General features: G+C 40.0%; 2 protein-coding genes and 1 pseudogene. All 3 read right to left on the bottom strand.

Annotation, left to right across the window (positions count from 1 at the left end; all coding sequences use genetic code 11):
• A pseudogene (locus tag WEIDD23_RS13320) lies at positions 1-195 on the bottom strand (1,4-beta-N-acetylmuramidase); the annotation flags it as partial.
• A gap of 205 nt (positions 196-400) precedes the next feature.
• The gene (locus tag WEIDD23_RS00690) at positions 401-1,399 is read right to left on the bottom strand and encodes a C40 family peptidase (protein ID WP_010371976.1); all 999 of its coding nucleotides are present in this window, start codon (positions 1,397-1,399) and stop codon (positions 401-403) included.
• A gap of 253 nt (positions 1,400-1,652) precedes the next feature.
• Positions 1,653-3,116 (bottom strand): polysaccharide pyruvyl transferase family protein (locus WEIDD23_RS00685; RefSeq protein WP_197458753.1); only part of this gene is annotated, 1,464 nt, incomplete at its 5' end.

Genomic DNA, 3,116 nt, shown 5'->3' with positions numbered 1-3,116 from the left:
CTTCTTCATTGTTTGGAAGTCTGATACTGACAAGTTTGGGTTCCATGATGAGATATCAACGAAATCCATTCGTGGCGCCGTTGAATCACCAGCTGTCGTTGATTCATATGTAGCCGCGTGCACTGGTGTTGTGACAGCAACCATACCGATTGAGGCAGCGACAAGACCACCCATTAGCAACTTTGAAAACTTCATGTTGCAATCCCCTTTTATAAATAAATAATTTCTACTTTTTATGACGTCTTCTAGTTTACGCATTTAAAATGTCGAAAGCGTTACAGCAAGATTTGAACTCACTACTTTATCTTTACAACAGAACGAATTTTCTATGAATTTTCAATGTCCAAATGAGACAAAGATAGGGCGACCAATACCAGTCGCCCTATCCTGACTATCATTTTTAGAAGTTAACCGTATAGGCTTGTGGGTCACCCCAAACACCACGGATACCCGTTACCGTACCATATGTGGCTGAGTCAATCATCTGACCGTTACCAAGGTAGATGCCGACGTGATACTCATTTCCTGTACCACCCCAGAACAACAAGTCTCCAGGTTGAGCTTGTGAATATGACTTAGGTTGACTACCATGTGATCGCAAGTAGGCTGCTTGGTTCCAAGTAACTGAACCAATATCTGGCAAACCAGCTTGTGAACGAACCAAAGCAACGTAACCAGCGCAATCCACACCGCTCCAAGTCTTACCGCCCCAGGCGTATGGCAAACCAAGCATCTTCTTGGCTTGATCTGGCATTGCGTTCTTAATTGAACGCTCGAAGAACGTACCATCGTTTCCGAAATAGTGTGTACCACCAGAAACGTTCTTCACGCCTTGTGAAGCACGACCATCACCATCAACGTAATACTTCATGCCCCAGGCGTTTTCCCACTTGTTTTGTTGACGAACACCGTTCTCAAACCAGTAGTACGTACCCATGTAGAACCGGAAGCCTGTAAACTTTTGACCACCTTCGTACCACTTCCAGCCTTCACCTGCATCCGTGTAACCAGACGTCTTACCACGAAGGAAGAATGTACCATTGTCACCGAAGTTGTAGGCAACACCATTAATGACACGGTTACCTTGGACCGCACGTCCTTGGTTATCCGTGTAATACTTCATGCCCCAGGCTTCACGCCAACCTGAATCTTGACGAACACCATTAATGAACCAGTAGTACGTACCCATGTAGAACCGGAACCCCGTGTAACGTTGACCATTTTCAAACCATAGCCATTGTCCGTCAGCATTCAAATAGCCTGACTTGTGTTGTGATTGAATGTTTGCTAGTGTGTCAGCGTGTGACACCTCTTGTTGTGCAACAACCGCAGTCGTCATTGCAGCACCAGCAAGCATCGCAGATTTAACTGCAGTTTTCAGATTTTTGTATTTATCCATTGTCAAAATTGATTCACTTTCTGCTTACTTAATACCTAATAAACCATACTTACGATATAGTAGCAGAAAAACGTAACGATTCAATTACAATTCGTTAGCACAACGTTAAAATGCGGTAATCAGGACAGCCCGATTACCGCATTTGCTATATCTACCTCATATAAAAAGTGCCGTTTGACCCGAAATTATAGCGTTTGCCATCAATTATATTCGCCAATCTCTACGTATGGTATGGTGTGCCTTCAACAAATAGCTATACTTTATTTTTTCTATCAGTGCGTCGTTTGATCAAAGAAAAAAATTTCTTGTTCTCAATTTTCGTACGAAACATGTCATTTTGTTGACTCATGTTAGTAAATTCTACTTTCAACATCTCATTTTCTTTCTTCTCAATTGCGTTCTCTCTCTTTAGTAACTCATTTTCTTTTTTTATCAAACTATACTCTCTTTTCTGTATTTCATAATCTGTTTTCATTTTATTTATTTCAGTTCGCTCTTTCCGAACAATTGAATTCGCGTTAGAGAGTTGTTTTCGCAGTTTTTGTTCTTTGGCTTCATGTCCAAGACTTAATGCAACCATCCGGTTAGCCTTTTCCGCTTCTGTAGTCGCTATTGATCCTTCAACCGGAGGATAAAGTTTTGCTTCTTCTAGTAAAGTATCTGCATAAACTTTTTTCCCGGAACTCTGAATCACTGGATTCAATCCGTTAGATTTCAAAAAAGAAATAAAACGTGAATAATTTTCCTTCTGTACATATTCAGGTGAATGAATGTCAACCTTATCCAGTATATTTTGTATACTTCCCGCCACTTTAACCTCGTCTTGTGTAACATACGGTAAATTATGATATGTAATCAATTCTTGCATGCGTGCATCTAAGGGAATTGCAATTGCAGGTGTACCTGCAATCAATGCCGTTATATTTCCATGCAATTTTGTACCAAAGCTTAGATCGACATTTCTTAAATATTCAATCCAAGTTGGCGCGTTTAAGAAGAATTTTGCGCGTCCATTCGCGTACTGAATATCACTTACCGTCGATGGATAATTCTGCTTTGAAAACAAAGAAGCGCCTGCGTATAACAATTTGAACTCGTCATACCCCTGCGGTATAAAAGTAGCATTTGGAAATTTTTCATGAATTTGCGTGATGAATTTCAACGTGGATTGCAATGCTGGCTTAGACATATTTGTTGTAATGATTGAATCTGAAGATAATGCATCAATATCCTTTATTTTTAAATTATCCCCGAATGTATACATTGAAGGACATCCAATTACCATGTAGTCCTCCCCCTCTGTAAAACCTAGGTTAGACAAATATTGAGCTGTAATATGTCCCCGTAACCCAACAATAGTCGATTTTTCTAAAACAGCAGTAACGAACTCTTTAACAACGTTATCGAACGGGAAGCTTAATTTTTTTGCGTCTACCCCGTACGCCGCTCTAACACCCATGCCAATCAAATATACTGGGATTTTCAACAACCTGATCATTTCGGTCATTTGCTTTAACTGTGGAACAAAATCCTCTCGAATCGCATCTGCAAGCGCTAATATGTAACCATCGTATTCCGCATTGATTTTTTCTACTTCTTTCAAATTAATTCGATAATTATCTGCGTGAATCTCTACGTCCGGACGAATTAAGTTACGATAAATTCCATGTGCATAAATCAGATTTCCTGAGTTAGTACCAATGAAATCTTTCGCAAT

The organism is Weissella sp. DD23 (genome assembly GCF_001579105.1).
GTDB lineage: Bacteria > Bacillota > Bacilli > Lactobacillales > Lactobacillaceae > Weissella > Weissella cibaria.
Note: the sequence above shows the minus strand (reverse complement) of the source record. Positions and strands in the feature narration are given on the sequence as shown.